Below are 23,904 nucleotides of genomic sequence, written 5' to 3' on the forward strand. Positions count from 1 at the left end.
ACCCGGTCAAAATAATGAACAGCGAAACTCCAAAGATCGATAATCGTCGCATAATTCCTCCTTTATCATCATTCGTAAATTTCCATGTCTTTCATTTTCATACGAGATCGTGAAGAATCGGTTTCAAAGCGAACGTAATTTACAGAATAATAAAAGGTGCGATAGATTCTCTGAATCAATCGCACCTTTTAATCACTCCACTTAGAGTCATCTTTCATTTCTGTTAAGAACAACGGTTTGAGCTTTGAAGTGGACAAACCAAACAATGAGTAAGACTTTCCGACTTCTTGTCTAATTTATGAAAGTAACAACAAGTTTGACGAACTTTATGTTCACCCAGGACCCTATGATCCAAAAGATACGCAGCCATCGGATGCTTTTCACAATTAAAATAGCCGCCATCCAATTGATTCAGTTCTTTCGCCAAATGAATGATTTTTTCCTGGTAGTCTGGATATTTTTCCATAGCTTTTCTAAAAAATGAATTGATTCGAACGGCTACATTTTCCCATAAAATTATCGTCGGCAAGTTCGTTCGATCATGAAAGGATTGTAATACCAGTCTCAGGTGATGATTGAATAACTGCCTCCATGCTTCTTCCCTTGTATCAACATAATAAATTTGGTCTTCATCTACGCTAATCTCCAACTTTTCGCTAATCCTGCACGCCGTAATAGGAATGATTTTGGGTTTGTCTTCCCATAACATAGACTCTAATATTTTCGCAGGTAGAATTTGTGCGTATTTTTTCATCATCATAGAAGCCGTGACCTTCAGATTGGGCGCACTGATGCGCTTTTGTTGATGGCGTAGAAACTCAAGGCATTCCGTCTCTTCAAGTAAAGAGGATATGGAATTCATTCACTCATCACCTTTCGATTTCGATATAATAAATAGATGAAAAATGGAGCTCCGATACCAGCCGTGAATACGCCTGCCGGGATATCAGAAGGTAAGAAGGCTGTACGTGCAATAATATCAGCCGACATAACGATCAATGCTCCAATTAAAGCAGTACCGAAAACTAAGTAGGCAAAGGATCTCTGCAATAACAACCTTGCCATATGCGGGGCGATTAGGCCAACGAACGCAATCCCTCCTGCAAAAGCAACCGCTGCTCCAGCTAAACCAACACTTAATGAAATTAATAGAAATCGGAAAAACTGGACACGCACCCCCATCCCGGTAGCTACATCGTCGCCCAGCTGTTTAACATCCACCACCCCTGCAAAGAAAAGGGAAAAGAAAATCAGTAGAACTATAATCGGAATGAGAATGGTAACCTCTTGCCAGTTCGCGCCATATAAACTACCGGTCAACCACAAATATACTTTCGAAGCAATCGTCGATTCACTTGAAACCATAAACATGGTCACGACAGCATTCGTTAAAGCTGATATTCCAATACCGATCAAAATCAACCGCATAGGGGTAACGCCATCTTTCCAAGATAATAGATATATAATGATTGTCGTAATGGCCGCTCCTGAGATTGAGGCCAGCGGTAGCCAATGGATACTTATTTCGCCTAATAGAAAAACGATAAAAATGACTGCTCCTACTGATGCTCCTCCTGTAACCCCAACAATATCAGGGGAACCTAGCGGGTTCCTGATCATCCCCTGTAAAATTAAACCGGACACCCCCAGACCAGCACCTACAAACAAGCCCATGAGCACACGTGGGAGTCGTAACTCATTCAAAATGAAAGCCTGTTCACTTTCACCCATTAGTTCATCGATTACTGTAGTTAGGGGGATGTAACTGCTGCCTGCTGATAGACTGATTAAAAAAACAGCGGCTGTAACTCCAAGCAATACAAACAGAGCCAATAAAGATCGCTTATGAACTTGCATCGATACTTTCCCAGCTCTACTTCGAAGTGTGAAATGATCACTCACTTTTCTTCACTCCTTTTCTGGCAATATAAATAAAGAATGGAGTTCCAAAAATGGCAGTCATCACACCGATCGGCATTTCCTGGGGAGCAATGACAAGTCTTGCCGCTACATCAGCCAATAACAATAACGTAGCACCGCACAGACCACTCATTGGTAAAATCCATTGATAATCAGGTCCTGTTAATCCCTTAACAATATGAGGAACGACTAAACCGATAAACCCGACAGAACCAGCGACTGCTACTGATCCGCCTGCTAAGAAAACGACGATAACACCAATCGTTAATTTCAAAAGTCCTGTATTCTGGCCGAGGTTTTTAGCTACATCGTCCCCCGTCATCAAAATATTCAATGGTTTTCCGATTAGAAAGGAAAGAATAATCGCTCCTCCGATAAATGGAAGAACCGGAAGAAGGATGCTGAGCTCTCTACCCGCTACCGAACCGGAAAGCCAAAATAAAACGCTTTGCATCCGTTGTTCGTCCAATACAAGCATTCCTTGCGTAAAGGAAATGAACAATGCACTGATCGCCGCCCCCGCTAAAACAATCCGGATAGGGGATAAACCATCTCCTCCCATCGAACCAAGCAGATAGACAATTGTACCTGCTACAGCAGCACCAAGAAATCCAATCCACATGTATCCACTCAAAGATTCCACAGAAAAGAAGGTAGCAGAAGTTACAATGAAAAATAAAGCCCCGGCATTCACTCCGAATATATCGGGTGCTGCCAGCGGATTACGGGTGAGCGCCTGCATCAATGCACCTGCAATTGACAGGCTGGCACCAATGGTAATAGCGATCAACGTTCTTGTCAGGCGCGATGTACGAATAATGATTTGGTTCGTATTCGAAGCGTCAAAATGGAAGAAGGCATCCCAAGCCGTAGATAAAGCAATCGGTGTCTTACCCACTAAAATACTTAAAGTCATAGACATAAAAAATAAAAGCAACAGCGCAAAAAATATGTACAACCGAAAAGGTCCGGTTATGAATCGTTTAGTCATTACGGTTCTCCTCAAAGAAACAAAGATAGGAGGAAACCTCCTATCTTTGGGGTTTATTTCTCTAAATCAAATCGGTCATATAAATCATCAAGCATTAAATGAGCGGAACGAATTCCCCCGGCCATATTCCATGTTACTTCGTCTACCATGTGAACTTCATCATTTTTAACAGCATCCAGGTTTGCCCAAAGCGGGTGATTTGTCCACTCTTCATAGTTATCTTTAATCGCCGGTTCATCACTCATGAAGATGTAAAAAACATCTGCATTCATTTCGGTTATGCTTTCTTTATCCGTTAATTTCATGCCCCATTCATCCGCCTGCTGATTTTCAGGCCTGGTGAATCCAGCTTCTCTTAGAATCGATCCGGCGAAACTATCAAAGTAAATTCTGGCATGATCGCTTCTGAAGTTAAGAATGGATACGTTTAACGGCCAATCTTCTCCTAATTTATCTGATGCCTTTTGATTAAAGTCCTCGATTCGCGTATTCCATTGATCAATGATTTCGTCCGCTTCATCCTCTTGATTCATCGCCTGCCCTATCAATTCTACTGTTCCTTTAAAATCATATAACTCCTCGATCGCTACAGTCGGGGCGATTTTATTCAGCTTTTCATAAATTTCTTCGTGTCTTGTTTTAGAAGCAAAAATAACATCCGGATTCAATTTAGCGATTTCTTCTAAGTTCGGTTGCGTTTCTTCCCCAACGATCGTCGAACCTTCTAAATCTTCTTTCAAATAATCATAGATTGGTTGGTCAACCCAGGACTCCACAATCCCTACAGGTTCGAGGTCAAAAGCTGTTACACCATCGTTTGCACCCTGATAAAGCGTGACGACTCTTTCAGGCGTACCTTCGATCGTTGAGGTCCCCAATGCGTGTTCCACTTCCCGTGATTCTTTATCTTCAGTCGAGTCATCGGCACTCGAATCCCCCGTGGAAGAATCTTCACTGCCACAGGCAGCAAGAAATGTTGTCATAACCAGAGCGCATAAGAGCAGCCCCCATTTTTTATGTAATTGAAAATTAGACATGTGATTTCCTCCCCATTGATATTGATTCTCATTTTCAACATTTTAATCGTACTGTAAATAAAAAAACTTGTCAAACAACGTTTGGGAGGCTTTCAAAATTCAGGAGTTGAGGTGGGAGAACTGCTACGGGTAGAAATTAAAAAAAGACTTATTTTTCACAATGGCTCTGTTAAAGTTCAGTGTTGATATTTCCATCAACGGAGGGAAACGGTGAGACTCCTATGGGACGTGTGGGACAGGTGACGCCCCGGAAGGCGTAGCCTGAGGAGGCTCGCCGCCCGCCCCATGGAAAGCGAACCTTTTCCCGGAGCCCCTAGCATCACACAAACATCTCGAAGCTGAGTCTTCAAGAAAAGGGAGCTTTCGTTGAATAAGCCAACTATAAAAAAAGGAACTTCCATAAAATTGGAAGTTCCTTTTTTGCAGGAATATCAACATTAAACTTTAACAGAGCCTTCACAATAAGTCTCTGGATGAGAACACAGTCTCCTATGGATTTTCTAACCTTCAACTATAATGAAGCTCTTGAATAGTATCCATTCTCACTTCCTGCATTTCAAAGTCTACTACCCTCACGTCCGTTGAATTCATGTATGACGGATGGCGGTGTTTTTAAACTCATTAATAAAGATAGCTGCAATGATCAATAAAACACCGGCCCACTGGGTTAGACTTACCGTTTCTGAAAGAATGATCATAGATGATATGATGGCTACCGGTAATTCTATGGAACTTAATACATTCGCAAGTCTTCCTGAAATAAGAGGCGCTCCTCCAGCAAAGAATAAGGATGGAATTACCGCTCCAACCAATGCCACCCCTGCCCCTATCGACCATAACCGACCATCCCATGGATGAACCGATAGGAGGTCTTGATAGAAAACGATGCATACTAAAATAAATGAACCCGTAACCATCCAACTGCTTTTAATAAGAGGATGCTGATCAGTCGCAACCTGTCCACTGAAAAATATAAACCCTGCATAGGAAACTCCGGCTAACAATCCTAGAAAAAAGCCAGTAGAAGAGATATCTGATATACCGCCACCTATGACATCAGAAGCAAACAACACACCTAACAATGTAACCAGTAATGAAAGGATATTCATTTGATTTGGCTTCGTTCCCTTGAAAATCCGTTCATAAATCATACCGATCCAAACGAATTGAAAGAGAAGAATAATCGCGAGGGAAGCTGTTAAATATTGTAATGCTCCATAATAAAAGATACTCGTAAGTCCTACCGTTGTTCCGGTAGCCATGATTTTAAAGGTTTCTCTTTTGGACAGCCTAGAGATTTTCACTCGCTTTATTAAAGTAATCATCCATAACAGCAAAAAAGCGACGACCATTTGAACAATGTTTATTTGACCCAGCGAGTAGCCGTATTCAAAACCCTTTTTCACAAAAATTGGCGTGAATCCGAAACTGGCAGCTCCAATGGATACGAATACCATCCCTCTCATTTTCATACGAAACCCCTCCATTTATCTAACGCTAGCGTAACATAATCGAACGGAAGATTATGGGATTCAATCGAAAGCCTGATATGTACATGAGGTTCACACCTTTTTCAAAGACCGTGGAACAGGAAAAGAACGATCCCCTAGAGTGTGGATCGCCCTTTTTCCAATACATTTTATTTCATAAACGTTGATCCTTTTAACAGCTCCGGTTTTGCTCCTAAAATTAATAAAAATAATTTCGCGTCTCCCACTTCCCTGTATTCGTTCAAGATGTTCTTAACGACAGGGAAGTCCTCGTGTTTTTTCAGCTTGTCCACTTCTTTTTTGTAAAGGGAGAGTATCGAACCTTTGATGAAAGCTGGGTACGTACTTGTTAATTCCTCTTCCATCAACATCGCTCCCATGTATCCATATTTAATTTGAAGCTGCCTTGTGAAGCTGACAACATGCGTCAACGTTTCATAAACGTCCGGGTAGCGGCGGCTGATATCTTCTAATCCTTCTTTAGCTTCATACAATTCATCCAGACTGGCTAACTTCAACATGTTTGTCCACTCCTTCTTCCCATGGTTTTTCAAGCCCGATAATTTCCGTAAGCTGCGCGCTGTGCTCTCTCCGTATGCGCCGAGTTTTGGCACGTTCTTCACCAGATTGGTATAGAAACTTTTCCTCTTCCGTTTCAGGAATCACTCGTGGTACTTTGACCGCTTCTTTATTTTCATCCAAAGCAACGAAGGTTAGAAATGCCGTCGCAGCCATCCGTCGGTGACCGGTAATCATGTCTTCGGCTATAACTTTGCAGAAGATCTCCATCGATTTGTTTCCTGTATAAGAAACAAACGATTCCACACAAACCGAATCTGTCTGATGGATTGGGTGAAGGAAATCGATGGAGTCCGTTGAAGCCGTGACACATTCTTTCACTCGTGCATGACGCCTCGCTGATAATGTGGCATTATTGTCTAGTTTTTTCATAAGAACTCCACCGAACAACGTGTTGTAATTATTTAGATCGTTAATCATTACTTGATCTGTATTGATGACCAGGCTCTCCTTGGTGCGCTTCGCTTGCATGTATAGGCCTCCCTTTTGTGTTTTCAACCTTTCAACTTGATCAAGACATGTCTTTGTATTCGTTGATATATCCAGTGTACGAGCGATACCTTCTGAAGTGAAATAGCAAATCATCATATTTTGGATAGCTTTTATCTATGGAAGTGTTTTCAACCATTGATAGACGGCATAAAAAAGACCAGCTCTTAAACAAGCTGGTCAAACATTATTCCATACTCAAGCGATCCTGGGTGTAGGTGAGCCATTCTTTCGTGGCATAAGAAATGTATTGGTTTTTCGGCCAGATCATCGCAAGTTCCCAACCCATTGTCGGTTTTATGATCTTCAGACGTTTAACGTCCTGTGTCAGCAAATGGGCAACACTTTTAGGTAAAATGGAAATACCTAAATTAGAAGCAATCATTTTACCAATAAAGTTCCACTGAGAGCTCTCAGAAATGACTTGCGGGATGAAACCAGCTTCCTTACAGGAAGAGACGATCCGATCATTCAATACGAAATCTTTACTGAATAGAATGAAAGCGTCGTCTTTGAGTTCTTCCAACCGTATCTGCCTTCGATTAGCAAGTGCATGTTCAGGAGGCAGGATTACTTCGAGCTCTTCCTTCAACAGAAAGAAGTGATCGAACTTATCCTCCTGCGTGGGCAGAACGGTTATGCCAACATCCAGTTCTTCCTGCAGAATATTCTCTTCGATTCTTTTCGCGCCATCTTCCACGAGTTGATAAGTGATGTGGGGATACTTCGCATGAAACCCCCCGATGATATTAATAATCTGACCTGCGTCCATAATGGGGGGAAGCCCTACTCGAATGTGACCCTTTTTAAGACCGAGTAAATCATTGAGTTGCGTGTTAAGATTTTCAAAGGCTTTATCAATGGTCTTCGCCTGCATCAAAATCAGGCGCCCCGCATCTGTGAGGATCACCTTTTTCCTTGTACGTTCAAACAACTCCACGCCAAGGTCCTCTTCCAGTGTCTTAATCATTTTACTTATTGTTGGTTGGGATATATATAAATGTTCAGCTGCTTTCGTGAAACTTTGGAAACGAGCGACCTCAATGAAATATTGCAAATGGCGGATGTCCATCATGAAAACCCCTTTAGTCTCTGATCAAATTGGATATGTACCATCATATAAAGAAGGTTCAATCTTATCAATGGAGAAGGTCCAGCGAAGACTAGGAAAAATAATAAGCATTGCCTTTTCAGACAGATGAGTGCTCCCTGAAAAGAGGCTGGAACAGACGTTATCATTCCCTATATAAAAACGAAGGAAAGACAAGGTTTAATGGCTTTCCTATTTACGAAAGGACGAGGATATAGCGATTGTAATAAGAATGAAGAATACGACACCAACACCTAACATGATAGAAATCACACTCATAACATCCCTCCCTGCGGGGTATAGATACGAATTTCATCTGTTCCAAAGTCCCCCATTAAAAATGTTGGTTACACTCTAAAAATCACTCCACTTTCTACATTTCCTACAGAACATACCTCAGCAATAGGAAACTTCCAATCCAACATAGGATTGCTGTCTGGGTGACCAGCTTCAAGGTTATTTCAAAACGAGAGAGGTTTCTTTCCTTTCTAATCTTTTTAAGGTGCCCTACAAATAACAAGGAGCATAAAAGTAGAAGAGCTATCGAAATTTCATAGATGTTTTCTAGAAGATTCAGCATCGACAATCCTCCTTTGTTAAATAAGATTCAAAAGATATGAGTGTGATACGTTATTCTCTACTCTTCTCGTTTCCATCCTTACCGAGAACGAGCAAAATCCAAGGCAGACCGAGCTCTGGGAGTACATTATTTGAACTTCAGGGAGCTTAAAATGTAAAAATGGAAGGTCAACATATGACCTTCCATTCATGTACACTTGGAGATTACTGGTTAATAACATTTACAAAAGTTTCGGCTTCCTCTTTCGTGTAATCTCCCTCAATTTGGATGGATCCATTCTTTATGACGCTTCGGATGGTAGGCGATGCTATTTCTTTGTCTCCTAAATAAATAGAAACCTTTTCATTCAAGTATTCTTCCGTAACTTCTTCGGAATAAACTTGATCTGTGACGTTCACACGGACGAGTGTCCGCCCATCCTGTTCCTGCAGACTGGCTGATTCCAAATCTGAGGTACTCATGATCACATGATTGTCCTCATCTTTGATCGTTACTTCACCATACTCTTCACTGGTACCTTGTTGACAACCAACGAGTAGAAAAAGAGCTGTCAATACTGAAAAGATGACCTTCATTCTATCCCTCCTTTCTTTGTGGGATCGTTTTTGATTAGTTGTTTCCAATACGAATGAAGTTGGGGAAATTTTCAAATTATATGGATTTTATTCTCTTTTTCAAATGACTACTTTACATGTGTAAGAAGATTTTGTTTAAAGTGGGAGATGCGCTTCCCTTGTTGGATTATGTATGTTCAACCACGTATCTGTTTCAGCTATCATCCATCCACCAAAATGGTTCAAGAATATCAATATTTCTTCTGAATTTGATGAAGGATTAATGGCATGATCCATCGCTTTCCACATTTCTTGCTCTTTGTGCGGATAATGCTTCGAAAACAGTTGATATGCCGGGTACAAATCCCTTGTATACGACTTTTCTTGAACCATGACAAGCGCCAGACCAGATCTCACAATAATTCGCATGATCCATGAGCAGCAATCGATAATGTCCTCAACATCTCCATTTCCAGTTAAATCATGACTTGCCCGTTCAATTAGTGATGATAAGTGTATGAGATGTTCATTCGCTAAGGAGCTGTCAGGTTTGTACTCAGGAAGCTTATGCGTGAGGTTTTCGCCATACACACAAACTCCATATATTTTTAGTATAAAAGGAATCATGGAGCAATAATCGAACTCTTCAATCTCATTTAAAGGACTGAAGCCTAAATCCACACCATTAATAAAAGCGAACTTTCGATTGATCATTTGCTCGGTTTCCTCTACCCATTCCAAAAAAAGTTCTTCGGGATTGTCATAAGTAACAATGATGACGTCTACATCCGAGACGCCTTCAATGTCCAAGCCTCTGGGCACAGATCCTCTCAAATAAATGCTGTGAATGTCTTTCGGCAACTGTGATCGACTGCTGTCAATAATGATTCGGATGACTTCATGAAATTTACCATTGATTTTTCGGGAATCCGAAACATTTATGATACATCCGTTTTCATCAAGTGGACATAAAGATCCAATTTCCTTAATCTCAGCCATACATTCCCTCATTTCCTTTTACTTTTTAATTCCACGATCTGATAGGGCTATTCGTTTGAACGCAAGATCGAAAAGCAGTCTCTTAATATGTACTTCATGCTAACTTTCCCTTTCCACCATCGTGTGAGACTGTTGTCAGCGGTCTGTTAACAAGTATTAACTCTTAGACCTTATCCCATTTTCTTTTTGCCGGGATAATTCTTACATTATTGCAAACATTCATTCCATTTTCAACCAAATCTATCATCTTAGGAGTACGACATTTCACGCTCCTCCTGTTCATTTTAAAAAAAGACGCCCTGATCACAAGGGCGTCTTTCACAATTAATATAGCTTTTGCAAAGCTTCTTTATTGAAAGCTAAAAGATCGTTCACTCTACCCTCATGGACTTTCTTCACCCACTCAGGATCCATTAGTAGCGAACGCCCGATGGCAACGAGATCAAACTCATCGTTTTCAAGTTTGTCCACTAATCCATCCAGTTTCGTCGTCCCAGCCTCGGAGAAATCTGTGAACACACCATCCAATCCGACCGAACCGACGGAAATGACTGGTTTCCCTGACAACTTTTTCGTCCAGCCTGCAAGGTTCAAGTCGGAACCCTCAAATTCAGGCTCCCAGAACCTACGAGTGGAACAGTGGAAGATGTCTACGCCAGCTTCTACCAGTGGTTGTAAAAAGCGCTCCAGTTCATCAGGGTTTTCCACCAATTTCGCTTGGAAATCATTCATTTTCCATTGGGAAAATCGGAAGATGATTGGAAATTCTCCGCCTACTTCACGTCGGCATGCTTTTACGATTTCCACAGCAAACTGGGTACGCTGGACGAAATCGCCGCCAAAGCGGTCGGTACGTTTATTTGTGTTCCCCCAGAAGAACTGGTCGATTAAATAACCATGGGCTCCATGGATTTCAATGGCATCAAAACCCAGTTGTTTCGCATTCTTGGCGGCTTGGGCATAGGATTCAACCAATGCTTCAACTTCTTTTGTGGAAAGTGGTTCATTCACTTTCTCTCCATCCAAGCTCAAGCCTGAAGGACCTACAGGCTCAGCCTCTTCGTTCGGTAAATCCCCTTTCCTTCGTGTCATTCCGACATGCCATAACTGTGGAGCAATTTTTCCGCCGGCCTCATGGACTTCTTTCACGACTTCAGCCCATCCTTCCAGTGCTCGGTCTCCATGAAAAACTGGAATATTTTCTCCTGATACTGAAGCAGGGTGATCGATCCCTGTGCCTTCAGTAATGATTAACCCGACCTCATTCTCCGCACGCCTACGGTAATAGGCAGCTACTTCTTCATTAGGAATGTTTCCTGGTGAAAAGCCTCGTGTCATCGGTGCCATCACGGTACGGTTCGGGAGATGTAATTTATCACTAGTGAAATTTTCAAATAAAGATTTCGTCGTTGTTTGGTTTGTCATTGATCTGCCTCCTTATGAAACGGTGGTTGTCATTATTACAGATATAAGAAGGAAACGAAAGAAATCTGTTTATCGACAGCACATTCCCCCTTGTAAGATAGCAGATTTGTAGTAGGTATTAGATGTGGTCCCCAGTCATCAATGTGAGTGGAACAAACTTCTCTCCAAGAAGCCCTGGCTATTCTGTAGCTTCTAAACCTTTTTCTTTAATATATTTTGTGTAGATATCTACCAAAAGGGGACCCTCGGCGATCTGCTCTCCTTTGCCAAAGCCTGAAAAACCGTCTCCACCGTTTGCTAAATAATGACTGACTGCTACAGTATACTCCCGATTTAATTGGATGGGCTGACCCTCATTCGTTTTTAAATTGTATACCTGGACACCTTTTTCTGTATCTTTCCAGTCATAATCCAAACCAGCAGCTTGCAGAATATTCGTCCGTTCAGCCGTCCATTGTTCTGCTAATACTCCTTTTATGTCTTCACCAGTCATGGACAAAGCCACCCCGTAATGTTTGAATGGCAGCACAGTATGAAGGTCTAGTTTACGTATAAGACCTTTATCAATGCTTTCACGAATGCCTCCATGGTGGACAAAGGCTATATCTGTGTTCATCCTTTCTTTGAGTGATTGAGATATGGACTGAGCGAGCGGGGATTCTCCTTTGCTGTCTCTTTTTCTGGAAATGCTCTCCACTGTTTCAGCAATCACCTCTTTGTATCCATCATCCACCTCCTCATCATAGCCTTTCAACAGATCCTGAGTTTGTGCATCAGGAATGATATCATCCTGGTAGGTATAAACAATGTCCGCTTCTTTGGCCGTAATATCATTCGTAGCCGGATTGATGGTAAGATCAACTTTTGAAAATGCCTTTCCGTAAGAGTAGGACTGAACAATTAACTTTCCATCCACAACTGTGTTTGCGTAAGTATGATTGTGACCGGCAAACATAACATCCACTTCATCATCAATCCTGGAAGCCATTTCTACGAATTCACTTTTTTGATGGGACCCACTTTTATCCGACTTAGCTGATACGTGACCTAGGACGACGATGGCCTCTACCCCTTTCTCCTTCAATTGTCCAACTGCTTTGTTGATAGATTTCACTTCATCCGTGATCCTCACGTCTTGTAAGTTCTCAGAGAGGACAAAATCGTTTGTGTCTGTGGTTACAACGCCTATAAATCCGATTTGAACGCCACGTACTTTTTTAATGATATAGGGCGGCAGCAACGGTTGGTCCGTGTTCTCATCGATTACGTTTGCTGTAGTGTACGGGGTCGTTGCCCCGGAAAAATACCCCGTTGCTTCATGATAGCCGCCTTTCAACAGACGCTTCATCTCCGTAACACCTTCATCAAATTCATGATTACCGAGCGTTCCAATATCAAAATTCATATGATTCATGAACTTCACCGTTGGTTCATCCTGGAAGATGGAAGAGATTGGAGAACTTGCACCCACCATGTCACCAGCATGCACGAGGAATGTATCAGGATTTTCCGCCTCAAAAGCCTTAAGATATGCAGCTAAATATTCTGCTCCTCCGACTTTTCTCCCTTTATATGTTCCTTCGTAATTTAATTGCCCATGCAAATCATTAACCCCCAAAAGCTGCACTTCGATTTCTTCTTTTGAGTCAAGCTTTTCAGACCCTAATGTAAAAACAAGAACAAACAATAGTGTGAAGCATAAGACCTGCAGTTTATGAAGCATTCAACAATCCCTCCCTTTACTTTCACAATAGCAAGGAAAATTGAATACAACTTTAAGCCCTCATTAATAATGGTTAAAACCTTGAAAAGAGAAAATGAAACAGCCCTCTGAGTTTACGATCACTAAGAGGGCTGCTTCTACTTTGGTAATGAAATTTGATCTGTCTTATTTAAGATGAAAGGATCACACAGACTCATGCTGTTTTTTAGAAGTCAACGTGAAAAAGATAACTCCCCCAATGGAAGCCGTTGCAAACAAGATCGCCCCCATCGGTACAGCTGTCGTTTCATCAAGGCCCACTAGTGGAGATACGGTTGCCCCAAACAATAGTGGCAGCATCCCTAAAACCGCACTTGCACTCCCTGCCCGGTGCCCTTGATGTTCCATTGCCAGGGTGAACGTACTGGTCAACACCATTCCCATTGCTGTCATATAAATAAAGATGGGAATGACAATAGAATACAAGGGACCTTCCATTATGGTCATTACTAATAAGAAGCCAGTAGCACTGACAGCGGTGATCACGGCTGTGCGCAGCAGACTTCTTTCATGGAAGATCCCTCCGAGCCGACCGACTAAAAAGCTTCCGGTTATAATGGCTAAACCATTGATACCAAATAAGACGCTAAAGACTTGAGGAGATACATTGTATATCCCTTGATATACGAATGGTGTGCCCGAAACATAAGCAAAACTCCCCCCATGAACGAAACCAATGGTCAGGGCGTATCCGATAAAAGAGCGGTCTCTTAACAGACGTCCGATCGTCAGAATCGATTCTTTTACTGAACTCGGAATTCTTTTCTCTATTGGCAGGGTCTCCGGCAATTTCCCAGCTACAGTTAATACGATGGCTATTCCTACAATACTTAAAAAGAAGAAGATCGTTTCCCAGGTTGCGAATGGGAGAAGGAGAATGGCACCTCCTGTCATTGGAGCAATCATGGGGGCCGTCGCATTGATCACCATCAGTAAAGCGAAGAATTTCGTGAGCTCCCTTCCTGAAAATACATCACGTACTACTGCCCTGGACAGAACGACCCCTGCGGAGGCAGTGAAACCTTGCAGAAAACGGGCAACAACCAGGATAAGAATATTAGGCGCAAGCGCACAAAGGAGGGAAGCCAGGGCGAAAAGAGAGAGGAAGATGATCAGTGGTTTCTTCCTTCCTTGCGAATCACTTACCGGACCGACGACAATCTGTCCGACGGCAAGACCGATGAGACAGGTCGTTAAACTAAGCTGGACGAGTGATGCGTTCGTCTCTAGGTCAGATGCGATCCCCGGAAAACTGGGCAGGTACATATCGATATTTAATGGCCCCAGAATCCCGAGCATACCGAGAAGGAAAGCAAGACCTATTCTCTCTTTCCCTGTTGGATTATGTAACATAAATAAACACCTTCTTCTATTCAATCTTCAATTTACAATCCCTTGAATATAGTCCCCAAGTTTTCGAAACTGTTAAACTTTGATTTTATCTTCATTTTCTCCGTAAGTCTATCCATATGCACAGGAAAACCGTTCCTGAACGGAACGGCTGGAGTATCACCCAAAATCTTGATAGTACTCTTTGACAAGCTCCCCCATTACCCTGTTGGTCCGAAGAGCGGATTTACCAGTACTTGGACTGGTACCTCTCCCTAGCAGCTCATCCACAATCGTTTGAATATGGGCTTGTTGGATGTGTTTGGGCCGCTCGAAATAATATGATTCTTCCCCTGAATCGTTGATAAGGACGACCGGTTTATCATCGAACGTGGAGAATTGTATTTCTCCTCTGGTTCCAACAATCCGATTATCGTCCTCATTTTTATAAGAAGAAAAATTCCACACTCCCGTCCCCACAGCACCACTCTCAAACCTCCAAACCCCGCTAACCGTGTCCTCTGCTGGATAACAATCAGCAAGATTAACCCCGAACCCTCGGACATCACCCAACGAACCCAGTAAATAGTCGAACAGATCTAACGTATGAGACCCGACATCATAAAACAACCCTGCCCCACTTTTTTCCGGCATCACCCGCCACGGCCAATTCCCATGCTCATCCTTTGATATGATCTGCTGCGTCTGCTGGATAGAGGCAAACCGTACCTTTCCAATCGCCCCTGTTCCAAGCAAATCTTTCACCTTTAAGAACTTCGGAAGAGATCTCCGATAATAAGCTGTAAATAATGGGACATCACTTTCCTCACATATACGTACCATTTCTTCACATTCCTCGAGGCTCGAAGCCATAGGTTTTTCAACATAGACAGGCTTCCCTGCTTTAGCGGCCATGATGACATATTCTTTATGTGACGAAGGTGGTGTAGCAATATACACAGCGTCAACCTTTTCATCGCAAATTAAATCCTCTGCCTTGTCATACCATGCAGGTACTCCATGACGTTCGGCATAATCTTTCGCTTTTTCCCCATTCCGCCTCATTACAGCTTGAAGAGAGCTTTGCCTGATTTTTTGGAAAGCAGGTCCGCTTTTAACTTCTGTTACATCCCCGCACCCAATAATTCCCCATCTGATGGTTTTCATCTGTATTCCTCCCCGCATTTTTCTTGATATTCCATCCATGATTAATTTAGGATACCACTTATACATACTAGTTCCCCCTACCGTAACAAACGAAAATATTTTTTGAAAATTCTATTGATTCCTTATATGATTTCCTGTATTGTAATACGCAAGCGAAAAGATGAACTTCCAATTTTGATCATTCATTCTTCTTCGACACGGAAGAAAGCATCCGTAAAGGAATCATTTACAAATAAATAATAGTAGAACTTATCCAGAGAGGTGTAGGGACTGGCCCGTAGATACCTCAGCAACCAGCCATCGGCATGGTGCTAAATCCAGAAGGTAGTTTTTTACCTTGAAGATAAGGAGATGCTTTATTCACTAAAGGACCCCTTATTCAAGGAGGTCCTTTATTTTTTCTGGAAATGTTCACAATCGCAAAGCTACTTGAAGAAGTCAGCTTGTCCTCCTAGTTGGACATTAGCTTTCTAATAAATATTAATAAGTGGAAAGGATGTTGTTAAAATGAAACGATCACTGGAACAAAGGCTGCAGGATGGACCTGTCATCTGTGGAGAAGGTTACTTATTTGAATTAGAACGTCGGGGATATTTGCAGGCCGGCTCATTCGTGCCTGAAGTAGCGCTAGATAACCCCCAGGCATTGAAACAGACGTACAGGGATTATATGCTCGCAGGCTCTGATATCGTCTTAGCCTTCACATATAATGGCCACCGTGAAAAAATGAGGATCATAGGCAAAGAAGATTTGTTAGAACCGCTCAATCGTCAGGCCATCCGCTTAGCCAAGGAAGTTGCAAGGGAACACCCTGAGGAAGAAGCACTCGTAGCTGGAAACATTTCCAACACAAACTTATTCAACCCTGATGACCCTGAAGCGGTCGAAAAAACAAGAAGCATGTTCGCCGAAATGATTGGCTGGTGCAAGGAAGAGGGCGTAGACTTTGTGAACGGCGAGACCTTCTACTATTATGAAGAAGCTTTAATCGCTCTTGAAGAAATCAAAAAACAAGACCTTCCAGCTGTCATCACTTTCGGTTTGATGGGCGAAAACATTTTGCGGGACGGGTATGAAGTAGAAGAAGCCTGTCGGTTATTAGAAGAAAAAGGTGCTCTTGTCGTGGGGATGAACTGTTTCCGTGGACCGGCGACGATGCAACCGTATGTTGAAAAAATACGGAATTCGGTAAATGGTTATGTAGGCGCTCTTCCCATACCTTACCGTACAACAGAAGAACACCCTACTTTCTTCAACCTGCCCGACGGTGGCTGCGCCTGTACATTACCAACAGAGACAACATTCCCAACATCATTGGATCCGCTTTACACGAATCGCTATGAGCTTGCGGAATGGGCCAAAAAAGCCCATCAGATTGGCGTAAACTACCTGGGACTCTGCTGCGGAGCCTCTCCGGCGATGCTTCGTGAAGTGGCAGAAACTGTGGGACGTAAAGCCGTTAACTCCACCTATTCACCGGATATGGAGAAACACTTCCTATTCGGCAGTGACGATACGCTTCAGGATCACATAACTTCCTATAAGACAAAAGCATAAGGAATAACGCCTGTCCCATATGAGGGCAGGCGTTTCTCTTCCATCCAGTCCTTCTACTAATGGTCTCCTCCTAGAGATCCTTTCTCCTCAGCGTGAATTTCATCCCGGCTTCGCCTGAAAAATCGACAAAGAGCTTTGTAGCTCCTCCAGCATCAAGGGCCCCTGTCACGTGTAACTCAATCGTATCAAGTTCAAACCCATGAAAAGAATTGACCAATTCTGTCAGTTCATCAGGTAGAAATTCAAGGTATTTATCGTTTGAAGTATCTGCGACTGAAGCTTCTTTTTGGTGGTGGGGCAGCATAAATGTCACTCTTTTCTCTTCACTCATTTCTACACCTCCATGTTTTGGTCATTGTACCATCCTCTTCCAAAGATTTGTATAAAGATCCCGTTGTGATACAAAAAGTAACTCAATAAACGGAAAGAAGGCCAAAAAAATACCCCAGACAAAAGTGGTGCTGTCTGGGGATCTCGGTTATCCAAATGTGTACCCATCAAAGACTTTCAAACCTTCTTCATTTAAAACTTGTTCTACAACCTTAGGCTTCAGCGGGCTTTTAGAAAATACTTCTTTACAGGAGATCATAATGTTGTCTCCTGCAATATGAGCCAACTGATCGTGAGTGACGCTGTATACCATTTTCCCAAGATTAGCCCATACCATAGCACCTGAACACATCACGCAAGGCTCGCAGCTTGTGTAAAGGGTATATTCTGCTAAGTCAAACAGCCGGTTCTCTGAACAAAAATCTCTGATCAGCCCTATTTCTGCATGGTAGGTGGGATCTGAGTCAGTATGTACTTTATTCTCAGCAATCTTAACTATTTCATTGCCTTTAACCAGGATAGCACCAAAGGGTTCGTTTCCTTCCGCCCTGGATTTTGTTGCCTGTTCAATTGCTAGTTTCATGAAATATTCATCGTTGTAAGTCATAGAGGCACTCCATTCCCTGTTGAATTCCCTTACATTATAAAGGATAACTCCCTCACAAGCTATGATTGATCCTAAGATCTTATACGAATGCTTTCGTCCCTTTTTCTCGGGAACGTCCTTCATTGATTCGTGCGAAATTATGAATCCAGTGATCCACCTCCTTTTTTCTTACGTTAACTAGGAAAACCATGAAAGAGGTGCTCATTATGAATCACAAAATGGAGTGGGGGTTATTCGGGGGAAGAATTGTACTTGGTGTAATCATGCTGGCCCATGGCATTCAGAAACTTGGAGCAATCGGTGAGACGGTTGCTATGTTTGAAAAGATCGGTCAGCCGGCTTGGCTGGCATACACCACTGTATTCATTGAAGGAGTAGGTGGACTGTTCCTACTTCTTGGAATATTCGTAGTACCCTCAGCTATTTTACTTGGACTAACAATGATCGGAGCTATTGTGCTTGTAAAACTTCCGATGGGCTTAATCGGAGGATTTGAATTTCCACTGTCCTTACTAGGTTTATCCCTGATACTAGCTTTAACAGGAAGCAAGAAGCTTGCCATGTCTCAATGGATTTCTAATAAAAGTACCTGATTCTGCAAATTGGATGTGGTTCTCCACATCCTCGGGTCCGCCCCGAATGACTCCCCTATTTTCCTCTCACGATCCATTCAATGCTCGTTATTAGTCAAACTATTCCTCTTCAAACGTGTTTAAGATTTTGTAAACAAGGATTTGAAAAAGCACAAAAGCTAGAAGTGAGACTATATTCCCCAGGCGGTAAAACGTGCTTGGAATATCCAGGTTAAGAAAAGCTCCGATGACCACAGTAGGAAAGATGAAACTGTAAATGAGACTCATAACGAAAAATATGTATTTGCTTACCTAATTATAATAAATGACTCTTCCAAAATAATGGAGAGGACCAAATCCACTACAGCTACGATTAAAAACAGGACAATCATAAAAATGAGACCTGAATATCAGTAAATGTTATTTCCAAAAAAATCCTTCCTTTAACACACACCGTATCACATGCGTTGACTTTAATGGAAGGAAAGCTAAAATAAAGAAGAAGAGAGGAATCCTTTGTTTTGTATTCAAAGTACAGGAAGAAAAACTATTCAACGATCAAAGGAGAGCGATATGTAGTATGGAAAGAAGGAGAGATTCGCGAGGGTTTCAACTGCAAAGAAAAATAAGGATTGAATCAGCAAAAGTTTATTTTAACCTTTGATTAATACGATCCAATCCTTCTACTTTCGCTTTTTCAACATTTAATTCTCTCTTCAATAAGACATTCTCTGCTGTCATTCCTGCTAATATAGAAATTCCTATCAGCGATCGTAATACATCAGGTTCAGGGATGATATAAGTAACGGCAAAAACGGAAGCGGCCGCTCCGATAAGAAAGTCTGCCAGGAATCCTAAATAAATCCCTTTGGGACGCGATCTCTTCTTAGGGAAAATCAGCACTTTCCCATTTCTCATTAAATGAGAGACAATGCCTGTCATCCCTCCAATACACCCAGCAATGATTAGCGTATTCATAAGAAATTTTCCCCCTAGACAAAAATAAGCAGCCCTTGGTAGAAACTTAGAAACATAAGCTACTATGCACTAAATCCTCACCAAGCTGGCCGCTCCGTTTACGTCCATTATTTTTTTCAAATACAGGTGTCCCACTATAATGAACACTGTAATAATAGTGTACACTATTATTATCAGAAAATAAATACTATTTTGCAAAATAATACCTGCCATAACAACTTATGTCAGTTGAGACTTATAAATTTTGTTTATCCATTTATGAATCTGCTCTTCATAATATCGGACTTCTTTTTTTGAAGTAGAATCTACTAATTCCTTCCTCAATCGTAGATACTCTTCTAGTTGTGGGTCCGCTATCGATCGCTCATGATTTGATTGAAGACTGTCCAAATACAACTGTATTTCTAAGAAATAATGGCGGCTTTCCTCTATCGATTCAGCATTTTTAAATGATTTCATAAGATGGTCATAGGTTTCTTTTTCTTCTTTATTCATCATAATCAGTCGTCGGCACCTCCTCTTAATTTTATTGGACGGCCAAATTACATGAATATTAAATGCTTTCTAGCACACCATTTTTTGACACCGATTTATTTCTCATACCCATTATACAAGAATTTCTAACGGATATAGTTAGTCCCTTTTCATTCATACTATAGTCTTACTGTTTTTTATAATACTCTCGTAAGGTTTGGCTTTGTTAAAATCATAGGTAGTTTTTTCCTCTCTCACCTTTTATAATGACCTGCTGATTCATTTTTTTCAGTTCTCACCTTATTTCCTCCCGTACTTAAGGTTGTAAAGGTAGCAAACTTATATAAAATAAGGGTTAGTAATCATGATGAAGGAGAATCAAACCTTGAGTAATAAACAAAAGAAATTACCCTTATACGTCCAAATAAAAAATAAAATAGTGTTAAATATAAAAGAAGGCATTTGGAAACCAGGTGAATCTATTCCTTCTGAAAGTCAATTGATCGAACAGTACAATGTAAGCCGTACCACAATTAGACAAGCAATCCGGGAGCTCGTGCAAAATGGAACTCTTGAAACAAGTCGTGGTGCGCCTACAAAAGTAAAAGAGATACCAGACGAAGGGATTGGCAATCCCGGAATCATTCATCATGAGATGGGGACAAACATGGGAGTTGTTCTCTTGCGTATGGAAAAAGGCCAAAATCATTATCATGCCAAATACCAGCTGTCCCTCCCGGAAAAAGCCGATTTATTCTTCATGGAGCGTGTACGGATGGCCGATGGTAAGCCGATCGCCCTTCAACAATCGTATCTTCCTATAGAGATCGGCCATGTCATTGAGCCCGTCGCCGAAAAGGAATTCGACTTATTCCCTACATTAGGGATGCAAAGTATCCATCATACTAATATTAAAGAACATGTGACCGCCAGTAACGCCACTCAGTATGAAGCAGATATATTAGGTGTTTCTACCGGGGAGGCTTTAATTACCATCGAAAGAATCACTCTCGGTTTAAATCAGGAACCTATGGAATACAGTACGACCAAATATACAACGAATGCCTTCAGATACACGATTGAAATAGAATAAATTCGAACACTTAACTTATTGCAATAAGATAAATCTTATTATAACATGTGAGTAGTTATGAAAGTAGAATTTGAAACGGAGGCTAAATGTGAGTAAATTAACGAGTATCCGTCATGCTAAAACACAAATTGATATTGTTAAAATGAGACAGTACCGCTTAGGGAGAGTCCGTGAACAATTAAAGAAACTCGGATATGGGGGCATTGTCATTTTCGACCCTGTGAATTTGAGATATGCCACTGGAAGTCGGAACATGCAGGTATTCATGTTAAGAAACCCTGCCCGCTATGCTTTTATCCCTACAGAAGGTCCAGTAACATTATTTGATTTTCCAAACTGCGAACACCTTTCTGAAGGAATTGAAACCATTGATGAAGTAAGGCCGGCTATAACACTTTCTTATGTTGCATCAGGCGATAACCTCTATGATCATGCTAGAGAATGGGCTAAAGAAATTGCTGATTTGTTCCGTACACATGCAGGAGAAAACGAAAAATTAGCCATTGACTATGTCCCTTCAGTCGGAGCGATCGAGCTTGCGAAAGAAGGCATTGATGTCGTTGACGGACAAGAACCGATTGAACATGCGAGAAGTATTAAAAACGACCAGGAAATCGAAGCCATGAAAATATCCGTTCGAACAGCAGAAGAAGGCATGATTCGTATGCAACAGGCATTACAACCTGGTATCACAGAAAATGAATTGTGGGCACACCTTCACAATGTAAACATTTCACAAGGCGGGGATTATGTAGAAACGAGACTCCTCAGTTCCGGATCGCGCACGAATCCCTGGTTCCAGGAATGCAGTGATAAAATCATTAATGACGGGGAGTTAGTGGCATTCGATACAGATATGAATGGTCCTTTTGGATACTTCACAGATATCAGCCGGACGTTTTACTGCGGAAAGGGCGAACCTACTAAGGAACAAAAAAGGTTGTATCAAACGGCTTATGAACAAATACAATACAACATTGATCTTTTAAAGCCAGGCATGTCCTTCCGAGAATATGCTGATAAAAGCTGGCGAATTCCAGATGAATTTTTCCCTAACCGATATTTCACTGTCGCTCATGGAACGGGCCTAAGTGGAGAGTACCCTTATATCGTCTATCCACAGGATTTCGAAGAAAAAGGCTATGATGGCATTATTCAGCCCAATATGGTCCTTTCCGTAGAAAGTTATATTGGCTCACCTGGTGGCAAAGAAGGGGTTAAACTAGAAGAACAGCTTCTTGTAACTGAAAATGGTGTAGAGAATTTCTCAGATTTCCCCTTTGAAGATCGACTGTTGAAATAATATTCGTTAAACGAGGAGTAGTGGGTATAGCCGACAACGGTTATTTACCCACTGTTTTTTTAGCCGTTCATAAACAAAAAATTCCCACCAACATCGGACAGCTGTTTAATCCTATACAAAAACAATGCAAATGCCCCCCATACGGGCGACATTTGCATTACTTTTATAGCTTATTGAATTCTGGGTTCCATTTCGGACGCTTTAACCCTTTTCTGTACTTAAGGATTCCATCAATAATATTCCATATAGAAATGATGATGAAAATTACTGCTATCCTCCAAACTAGACCCGCCTCCACGTCTCCTGGGTTTAGGTTGAAAAGATCGGCGATGTATTGAAGAAACGCTGGATGAAACAATCTTTCCGCTGTTATGACCCATATAAATACACAGACTGAGAGCACTTCCAAAACGATATTGAATCCTAAGACACCTTTGGTCCATTCATTTTTCAGCAATTTATATAAGGCCAATACGATTTCCAGTCCTATAATCAGAACAACTGCCGGCCAGAAGCTCATCAATACCCCCTGGTCCATTGCCGGAGCAATAAACGTGAGTCCTTCACTCTGATTCTCATAGATGCCGATTAGCTGATCCGCGTGAAAGTAGATGGTGGACCAAACGGCTGTCCAAAGCAAACCGGCATAGATTTCCCAACGAGGGATGGTACGTTTAATAGGGGCGTGGGCTTTTTTCTTCAAGTCATCCGGGGTCCATGATTGTCGAGGGGCCCCCGGAGGTTCATCCTCTAAATCAAGGTCGACACGTTCAATGAGCGCAAAGATGAGAGTTACCCAGAAGAAAACCTGCATGCCTACGGAAAGGCAGCGCCAGATCCCCTCAGCAAGAACCGAGAAAATGACGGAGAACAAGCCGCCTTCCTGGACAGACCCCAAAATATTTTCAGCTGCGAGGGTAATCAGTGAAATCGTGATCGCAATCGGGATGATCATTTTTATCAAGGAAACATATGTGTCATAATAACGGGGGCCGATCAGATGCTTAGGTTTCTCTCGGTACCCTTCCGCTAACTGAGCAGGGTCGCCCATTTCCTCAAGGACAGACTTAATATCCTCTTCCGTAGGATCTTCAGGCATCATATCTTCGATCGTTGATCGGATCTCCAATAGGATATCTTCACGATTTTTTTCGGGAAGCCTTCGTCCAACCTCTTGTAGATAGACCTCAATCCACTTCATTGTTCTCCTCCTCTAATAAGCGGGTCAATTCGTCCGTCGCTTTTTTCCATTCTTCCTTCAACGTTTGATAGACCTCTTCTCCATAATCCGTTAAAACATAATACTTCCTGGGCCTTGACTCTGTAGTGTCCCACCTGCTTGTCACCAGATCTTTTTTTTCCAATCGGCGGAGTAAAGGGTACAGGGTGCTTTGTTCAATGCTGATTCCTGAATCCTCCAACCGTTTGACGAGAGAATACCCATACTGTGGTGACCTTAGCTGACTTAGCACAGCTAAGGTCAGGTTTCCCCTGCGCTGCTCTGTTAACAGTGAGTTCAACAATTGACTCAACCTCTTCACTCCTTTTCATACTGTACGACAAACACTATCCACATAT

25 protein-coding genes and 1 riboswitch are annotated in these 23,904 nt (G+C 41.9%); of the genes, 4 read left to right on the plus strand and 21 right to left on the minus strand.

The features are described from left to right. Positions 1-223 precede the first annotated feature (223 nt). The 15 genes from ACXADE_RS12215 to ACXADE_RS12285 all read right to left on the minus strand — a co-directional run bounded on the left by ACXADE_RS12215 (position 224) and on the right by ACXADE_RS12285 (position 15,412). Positions 224-862 (minus strand): hypothetical protein, encoded by a 639-nt coding sequence (locus ACXADE_RS12215; RefSeq protein ID WP_474980741.1) that lies wholly within the window; start codon positions 860-862, stop codon positions 224-226. Beyond that, positions 859-1,902, minus strand: coding sequence for a FecCD family ABC transporter permease (locus ACXADE_RS12220; RefSeq protein ID WP_474980742.1), 1,044 nt, complete (start codon positions 1,900-1,902; stop codon positions 859-861). Before ACXADE_RS12220 ends, ACXADE_RS12215 begins: the two co-directional genes overlap by 4 nt. Then, positions 1,895-2,911, minus strand: coding sequence for a FecCD family ABC transporter permease (locus ACXADE_RS12225; RefSeq protein WP_474980743.1), 1,017 nt, complete (start codon positions 2,909-2,911; stop codon positions 1,895-1,897). The genes ACXADE_RS12220 and ACXADE_RS12225 overlap by 8 nt, the downstream gene beginning before the upstream one ends. A 53-nt stretch (positions 2,912-2,964) precedes the next feature. Further along, positions 2,965-3,948, minus strand: coding sequence for an ABC transporter substrate-binding protein (locus ACXADE_RS12230; RefSeq protein WP_474980744.1), 984 nt, complete (start codon positions 3,946-3,948; stop codon positions 2,965-2,967). Positions 3,949-4,535: 587 nt separating this feature from the next. After that, positions 4,536-5,420: an EamA family transporter gene (locus ACXADE_RS12235; RefSeq protein WP_474980745.1), complete on the minus strand. Its 885-nt coding sequence runs from the start codon at positions 5,418-5,420 to the stop codon at positions 4,536-4,538. 167 nt (positions 5,421-5,587) lie between these two features. Continuing rightward, positions 5,588-5,959, minus strand: coding sequence for a hypothetical protein (locus tag ACXADE_RS12240; RefSeq protein ID WP_474980746.1), 372 nt, complete (start codon positions 5,957-5,959; stop codon positions 5,588-5,590). Continuing rightward, positions 5,934-6,488 (minus strand): acyl-CoA thioesterase, encoded by a 555-nt coding sequence (locus ACXADE_RS12245; protein ID WP_474980747.1) that lies wholly within the window; start codon positions 6,486-6,488, stop codon positions 5,934-5,936. The genes ACXADE_RS12240 and ACXADE_RS12245 overlap by 26 nt, the downstream gene beginning before the upstream one ends. Before the next feature lie 205 nt (positions 6,489-6,693). Then, positions 6,694-7,578 (minus strand): cidABC operon transcriptional activator CidR, encoded by an 885-nt coding sequence (gene cidR, locus ACXADE_RS12250; RefSeq protein ID WP_474980748.1) that lies wholly within the window; start codon positions 7,576-7,578, stop codon positions 6,694-6,696. Between the two features lie 400 nt (positions 7,579-7,978). Next, positions 7,979-8,176 (minus strand): hypothetical protein, encoded by a 198-nt coding sequence (locus ACXADE_RS12255; RefSeq protein ID WP_474980749.1) that lies wholly within the window; start codon positions 8,174-8,176, stop codon positions 7,979-7,981. 203 nt (positions 8,177-8,379) lie between these two features. Continuing rightward, the gene (locus ACXADE_RS12260) at positions 8,380-8,751 is read right to left on the minus strand and encodes a SecDF P1 head subdomain-containing protein (RefSeq protein WP_474980750.1); all 372 of its coding nucleotides are present in this window, start codon (positions 8,749-8,751) and stop codon (positions 8,380-8,382) included. A gap of 135 nt (positions 8,752-8,886) precedes the next feature. After that, positions 8,887-9,729, minus strand: a complete 843-nt coding sequence (locus ACXADE_RS12265) for a nucleotidyltransferase domain-containing protein (protein ID WP_474980751.1) — start codon at positions 9,727-9,729, stop codon at positions 8,887-8,889. A gap of 324 nt (positions 9,730-10,053) precedes the next feature. Next, positions 10,054-11,154: an NADH:flavin oxidoreductase gene (locus ACXADE_RS12270; protein WP_474980752.1), complete on the minus strand. Its 1,101-nt coding sequence runs from the start codon at positions 11,152-11,154 to the stop codon at positions 10,054-10,056. A 178-nt stretch (positions 11,155-11,332) separates the two neighbouring features. Continuing rightward, on the minus strand, positions 11,333-12,877 hold the full coding sequence (locus ACXADE_RS12275) for a bifunctional metallophosphatase/5'-nucleotidase (RefSeq protein WP_474980753.1): 1,545 nt from the start codon (positions 12,875-12,877) through the stop codon (positions 11,333-11,335). A 183-nt stretch (positions 12,878-13,060) separates the two neighbouring features. Further along, the gene (locus ACXADE_RS12280; RefSeq protein ID WP_474980754.1) at positions 13,061-14,269 is read right to left on the minus strand and encodes a Bcr/CflA family efflux MFS transporter; all 1,209 of its coding nucleotides are present in this window, start codon (positions 14,267-14,269) and stop codon (positions 13,061-13,063) included. A gap of 156 nt (positions 14,270-14,425) precedes the next feature. Continuing rightward, on the minus strand, positions 14,426-15,412 hold the full coding sequence (locus tag ACXADE_RS12285; protein ID WP_474980755.1) for a Gfo/Idh/MocA family protein: 987 nt from the start codon (positions 15,410-15,412) through the stop codon (positions 14,426-14,428). A 246-nt stretch (positions 15,413-15,658) separates the two neighbouring features. Next, positions 15,659-15,762: riboswitch (SAM riboswitch) on the plus strand. 157 nt (positions 15,763-15,919) lie between these two features. On the opposite strand from ACXADE_RS12285, the gene ACXADE_RS12290 reads away from it, so the two are divergent. Next, complete coding sequence (locus ACXADE_RS12290) at positions 15,920-16,969, plus strand: homocysteine S-methyltransferase family protein (protein WP_474980756.1); 1,050 nt, start codon at positions 15,920-15,922, stop codon at positions 16,967-16,969. 70 nt (positions 16,970-17,039) lie between these two features. Here ACXADE_RS12290 and ACXADE_RS12295 read toward each other — a convergent pair whose 3' ends face one another. Next, positions 17,040-17,300 carry a hypothetical protein gene (locus ACXADE_RS12295; protein ID WP_474980757.1) on the minus strand — a complete coding sequence of 87 codons (261 nt, stop codon included), beginning with the start codon at positions 17,298-17,300 and terminating at the stop codon, positions 17,040-17,042. A 147-nt stretch (positions 17,301-17,447) separates the two neighbouring features. After that, positions 17,448-17,906 carry a nucleoside deaminase gene (locus ACXADE_RS12300; RefSeq protein ID WP_474980758.1) on the minus strand — a complete coding sequence of 153 codons (459 nt, stop codon included), beginning with the start codon at positions 17,904-17,906 and terminating at the stop codon, positions 17,448-17,450. A 206-nt stretch (positions 17,907-18,112) separates the two neighbouring features. On the opposite strand from ACXADE_RS12300, the gene ACXADE_RS12305 reads away from it, so the two are divergent. After that, entirely contained in the window at positions 18,113-18,499 is a 387-nt protein-coding gene (locus tag ACXADE_RS12305) for a DoxX family protein (protein WP_474980759.1), read from the plus strand. A gap of 627 nt (positions 18,500-19,126) precedes the next feature. Here ACXADE_RS12305 and ACXADE_RS12310 read toward each other — a convergent pair. Together ACXADE_RS12310 and ACXADE_RS12315 are read right to left on the minus strand one after the other, a co-directional pair. Then, positions 19,127-19,456: a DUF4257 domain-containing protein gene (locus ACXADE_RS12310; protein ID WP_474980760.1), complete on the minus strand. Its 330-nt coding sequence runs from the start codon at positions 19,454-19,456 to the stop codon at positions 19,127-19,129. 219 nt (positions 19,457-19,675) lie between these two features. Further along, positions 19,676-19,954 (minus strand): hypothetical protein, encoded by a 279-nt coding sequence (locus tag ACXADE_RS12315; protein WP_474980761.1) that lies wholly within the window; start codon positions 19,952-19,954, stop codon positions 19,676-19,678. A 361-nt stretch (positions 19,955-20,315) separates the two neighbouring features. On the opposite strand from ACXADE_RS12315, the gene ACXADE_RS12320 reads away from it, so the two are divergent. Continuing rightward, complete coding sequence (locus ACXADE_RS12320) at positions 20,316-21,023, plus strand: GntR family transcriptional regulator (protein WP_474980762.1); 708 nt, start codon at positions 20,316-20,318, stop codon at positions 21,021-21,023. Positions 21,024-21,111: 88 nt separating this feature from the next. Continuing rightward, positions 21,112-22,326: a M24 family metallopeptidase gene (locus ACXADE_RS12325; RefSeq protein ID WP_474980763.1), complete on the plus strand. Its 1,215-nt coding sequence runs from the start codon at positions 21,112-21,114 to the stop codon at positions 22,324-22,326. Positions 22,327-22,489: 163 nt separating this feature from the next. Here ACXADE_RS12325 and ACXADE_RS12330 read toward each other — a convergent pair whose 3' ends face one another. Together ACXADE_RS12330 and ACXADE_RS12335 are read right to left on the minus strand one after the other, a co-directional pair. Next, positions 22,490-23,527 (minus strand): HAAS signaling domain-containing protein, encoded by a 1,038-nt coding sequence (locus tag ACXADE_RS12330; protein WP_474980764.1) that lies wholly within the window; start codon positions 23,525-23,527, stop codon positions 22,490-22,492. Continuing rightward, a complete protein-coding gene (locus ACXADE_RS12335) occupies positions 23,514-23,858 on the minus strand; it encodes a PadR family transcriptional regulator (protein ID WP_474980765.1) in 345 nt (114 codons plus the stop codon). The genes ACXADE_RS12330 and ACXADE_RS12335 overlap by 14 nt, the downstream gene beginning before the upstream one ends. Between the last annotated feature and the right edge of the window lie 46 nt (positions 23,859-23,904).

The sequence above is a fragment of the Halobacillus sp. ABR2_026 genome, assembly GCF_056158545.1.